The sequence below is a fragment of the Methanosarcina sp. genome, from assembly GCF_049706645.1.
Taxonomy (GTDB): Archaea; Halobacteriota; Methanosarcinia; order Methanosarcinales; family Methanosarcinaceae; genus Methanosarcina.
This window is the reverse complement of sequence record NZ_JBNAKP010000064.1, coordinates 1-4,697: the sequence shown is the minus strand read 5'-3', so window position 1 is coordinate 4,697 and position 4,697 is coordinate 1. Positions and strand designations below refer to the sequence as shown.

Below are 4,697 nucleotides of genomic sequence, written 5' to 3'. Positions count from 1 at the left end.
GCAAAGTCCACACTTACCATATCCTCGGACTGGTAAAGTTTTTCATGCACAAGAGCCATTGATTTGACCCTGTGCTGGCTGTCCCTGAAGGCTTCGGTTACATCTTTATCCGTAAAATTCCCGGATTCGAGGTACAGAAGCGTGGAGATTACCTGCAAATTATTCTTGATGCGGTGATGGATTTCTTTTTTACGGATTTCTTCCATCCGGAGGAGTGCATCCTCGGCTTTCTTATGCTCGGTTATGTCCAGGATAATGCCCTGAAGGTGGACTTCTCCTTCCTCATTGCGCTGGATAACCGTCCTTTCGTCAACCCAGCGGACCTCCCCCGATTTTGTGAGAATCCGGTATTCCGAGGTATAGTCCGAACAGCCGGTGTCAACGTGCATCTTAAGTTCGGCAGCCATTTTTTCCAGGTCTTCGGTATGCACGATATCCTTATAGAGAATTTTATTCGAGGTGAAGTCTTCAACGTTGTAACCCAGCCTGGTAATGTTCTCCGAAACGAATTCAATAGGCCAGCCCTCCTCGTATTTCCACAAAAAAACAATTACAGGGCTGTTATTAATTACCAGTTCCAGCTCTTCCTTAAGCTTGTTAGACAACTCAAGTTCGGCTGCATAGTCGGTAAGAGCCTTTTCGGCCTCCTTCCGCTCGGCGGTTGCTCTATCAAGGAAGCACCTGGCTTCTTCTATTCCCTCCGTAAGCAGCTTGAAATCACCCTGCCCATGCACCAGAATCTGCCGCTTAAAATCATTCTGCTGGAACGCGGTAAGGACTGCATTTGAGTCATCAATTATCCGGTTCAGGTTTGCAGAAAATTTATCAAGCGTATCCCCCAGTTCTCGGAATTCTCCCTGCATATTCACGCAAACCCGCTCTTTCAATTCTCCCTGAGAAAGTGCATTGCTTACCCTCATGGTCTCCCGAATAGGAACAATAACGGCATTGAGAATTTCATTCAAACCGACCGGAATTTCGCGGAAATCGATTTCTACATCCGTATCTGCTCTTACGCCAAGTTCACCCCTGACAGCGTCACTGGCAATCTTCTTGAAATCCTCAACAATTTTATCTATAGGGCCTGTAACGGACCGGGCAATCATATATGCAAGGGCAGCCATGAACAGGATTGAAATCGCAGAAATGACAAGAAGCCTGTTCCTGAGATCGGAAACGCCTGCAAGCATTTCCTCTTTCGGGATTACAAGCACAAAAGCGAATTTACCTGTTTCAACGGGTTCGTAGAACATTACCGCTTTTTTACCTGTTGTCGGATCTACGGACTCCAGGTGCCCTCCTATCCCTTTCCGTATATCGGATGCGGCTTTCCGGATTTCGTTTCCTTCAAAATCGTGAAGGCTTTTCTTTCCTATCCATTCCTTATGCGCAGGATGGGAGAGCAAAATCCCGGTATTGCTTACCATGAAAGCATACCCTGTCTCAAAGGCCCGAACCTCACTTACCGCCTCATCAAGGTATTCAAGAGAGACATCAACCCCTCCTACTCCGGCGAATTCTCCATCCTTAAAAATGGGGGAAACATAGCTTACCATGAAAACCCCTTCATAAAAGTAAGGTTCCGTAAGCACGTCATTTTTCGTTTTCTTCGGGAGCTGATAATAATCGGACCGGTCATAATGCAGAAGGGGTTCAACCGTGACATTCCCCCTAATCCTGTGCCAGTAGGGGACGAACCTGCCGGTTGCATCATGTGCAGGGGTATTTGCATACTCTGCATCTCTCCCGTCAAAAGCCCCTGGCTCAAAAGCGACGTAAGTTCCGAGAAGCTCAGGGTTTTTGAGAAGCTGGTTTTCAAGGATCTTCAGTACCTCCGCCCTATTTGCCGCACTGTAAGCTCCCATAGTTCCGGAGATCGTTCTTGCAGTGGCCTGATTGGCTTTCATGTCCGCATCAAACTTATTCGCGTAACTGGAGGCCATCTCAATCGACTGCTGATAAGCAAGCTTTTCCTCCTGCGCTGTGACCGTAGAAATTATAACAGCCGTCGAAGCTGTAAGGATAAGAAAAACCCCAAGCACAATGTAAAGAATCAGTCTGGTCCTCAGCGGGGTGTCGTCACGCATCATTAAACCTCATTTTCAGCCAGGTCAGGTTATTTTTACGTAGAATGAAGGAGGAATAAAATTACCTGATTTATTATAAATATGTTAATTTTATAACTTTTTTTATTACAAAGTTTTTATTTATTACAAACAGCTCATTTATTATAATATATTTTAATTATAATAAAGAAAAATAAACATGGAGTTTCAGGATATAAAATTATATAATTTCCTGTAACCACATGTTTTTAAATTCCTTTTTGAATCCGGGAAACACGTTATATCGTGGATTCACCCGGGAGAGAACCATCTTTCTCTAAAGCTGCCCTGCTCTCATTCTGGGAATAATACCACAGAGGTAGATAAAGGGCAAGCACGACAAAACCCACGATTGTCGAAGTCCAGCCAACTTCCAGACTGTTGAGGTATATTATTCCAATAAGACAGAGAGGCAGATTAAAGAACCCGAAGAAAAGGGCTATGTATTGCCAGCCTCCGGGGGCTTTGAACGGTCTTTCGAGTTTTGAGAATCTCGGGTCAAACTTTGCCTTGAAATATGCAAGCAGGCTTATCCCATTCGCGCAGACATAACCTATTGCTGATGCGGCCAGTATAGCTGCAGGGGTTCCCAGGAAGATGAAACCCATATTCAAAAGGGCAATGACAATCATCGCATTAACCGGAGTCCCGTGCGGATTCATTTTTCCGAAAAACCCTGGCAGATTTCCTTCTTCAGCCATGGAATACATAGCCCTTGAAGCTCCGAGAAATGCGGTTTGTATGATGAGAATCATTGCTGCAATCAACATAAGGATCGTCAGAGCCCCACCTATAGGGCCCAGAGTCATCTGAGCTAAAGGCAGCATGGGAGAGAACGGCTCGGCCAGGATTCCTTCTATTCCCAGAGTACCGGTACAGGCCGCCTGAACCAGAATAAAGGTTACAAGACAGATAGAGCCGCAGATAAAGAGGGCTTTTGGGACATCCGATCTGGGCTGCTTATATTCAGGCCCGTAAATTGCTGCGGTTTCCCAGGCGCAGGCGCTCCACTGGGCCATTGCCATAAGCCCGAGCAGGATCAGGATATGCTGTATATCCCAGCTCCAGTCTGGAGGCAGCCAGGCACCGGTAATATTGCTGATCTCAAAATGCCCGGTTACAAAGGGAGCAAGGGAAATAAGGATTAGAGGGGCAAGCGAAAGTACGGCAAGAATATACCCGAGCGTTGCTCCGCCCGAGAGCCCGCGATAGTTGACCAGGATAAGAAGCACGAATACGACTGCGCCGGACGCTAGATAAATGGCCAGGTCAGGCACACCTGCAAATGCAGGGATCAGGCCTTTGAGATAACTTCCGATCAGGATAGAAAAGATTGCAAGAACCGGGTTCCAGGCAAACCAGTAACTCCAGGCACTGAAACCTCCAAGCAGTTTGCTGCGGTCATACTTGTTATTTGCGTCCCGACTTGTAAAGACACTCTGGGCGTACCCAGGAAGCCCGGATGCTTTCGGGAACATTGTGGCAAGCTCCCCGTAGGCAAAATTTTGCATGAAACCCTGAAAGACAGATAGCGCCCAGATGATGATTGCAAAGGCCCAGACATAATTTGCAAAATAACCTATGGATGGCAGAATCAGCACAGGAACCCCAAGGGCAATTGCAAGGCCCTGCTTCCAATCGATTGTTCGCTGAAGCCCTCCGTTTTCATTGTTTTCGTTGCTCATTCTCAAGCACACTCCTATAATTACCTCTTAACAACAACTGACGATTCGCACAGCTCTGGCAGCACAAATCGACTCATAAGAGCCTGCAAACGGAGAAAGCGGGAAAATCCGGTAAAATTCAAGCCTTTCTCAAGAATATTACCAGGAATTATTCTTAAGGAATATTACCGGGAAATAATCTGAGAAAGGCTACAGGAAACCTGTACCTGCTTTTCCGTATCTTTGCAGTTATTTCGGAATTCTTCGGTTTACGCTATCTGCTTTCTGAATACGTTGCAGGAATTTATCTTTATATCAAGCAGCTTTTCGATATTCATTTTCGCGGCAATTCCTTTTGCAGCTCCCGGCACCGAAGTGATTACCCCGATATCGAGTTCCTCACGCAGCTCGCGCATAACGTGCTCGTCTACCAGGTCCATCGTTTCGACCCCGAGTTTCTTTGCCACGTATTCTTTTGCCTCGCCTATGCGCATGTTCTTTGAGAACTCCATTCTTGCGACAAGGTCGCCTGCAGCTCTCATGCCTGTCATACCTGAAGCCATTATGTGGGAAATCGGCATACCCAGAGGGTCGCCGACCCCGATCTATATGCCGTCGACGCCTGCAATCTCGACCATTGCCTTGCTTGCCCTTGTAACGGCATCAATCGGAGGCGTTTCAAGCATCGGGATTCCGCCAACCCCCATTCCCATATCAACATGACAGGGCAGGGTAGAAACCTTAACCGCTTCTTTTATGAAAGTAACCGCGCGCGCAAGGTTCCAGGCTGAGGTCTTGCTCGTGTTTGTGTTTACCACAGGCCCGAAGACATTTGCTCCTGCCTTTGCAATAAGAGGAGCCTGCTGGTGCGGCCAGAGCCCTGCAAGGGTTACTCCGTCATACTGAAGCCCGCCGTGCATTCCCAGTA

General features: G+C 47.2%; 2 protein-coding genes and 1 pseudogene. All 3 read right to left on the bottom strand.

Annotated features, from left to right (window positions below; translation table 11 throughout):
- Positions 1-2,087: histidine kinase dimerization/phosphoacceptor domain -containing protein (locus tag ACPK8D_RS16500; RefSeq protein WP_424718943.1), on the bottom strand; the 2,087-nt coding region annotated here is incomplete at its 3' end.
- A gap of 257 nt (positions 2,088-2,344) precedes the next feature.
- Positions 2,345-3,790, bottom strand: a complete 1,446-nt coding sequence (locus ACPK8D_RS16495) for an APC family permease (protein WP_424718942.1) — start codon at positions 3,788-3,790, stop codon at positions 2,345-2,347.
- A 248-nt stretch (positions 3,791-4,038) separates the two neighbouring features.
- Positions 4,039-4,697 (bottom strand): annotated as a pseudogene (mtbB, locus tag ACPK8D_RS16490) ([dimethylamine--corrinoid protein] Co-methyltransferase); the annotation flags it as partial.

What these genes read in the sequence shown, in the direction of transcription:
- ACPK8D_RS16495 (WP_424718942.1), bottom strand. Translation starts at nt 3,790, where the DNA reads ATGAGCAACGAAAACAATGAAAACGGAGGGCTTCAGCGAACAATCGAT.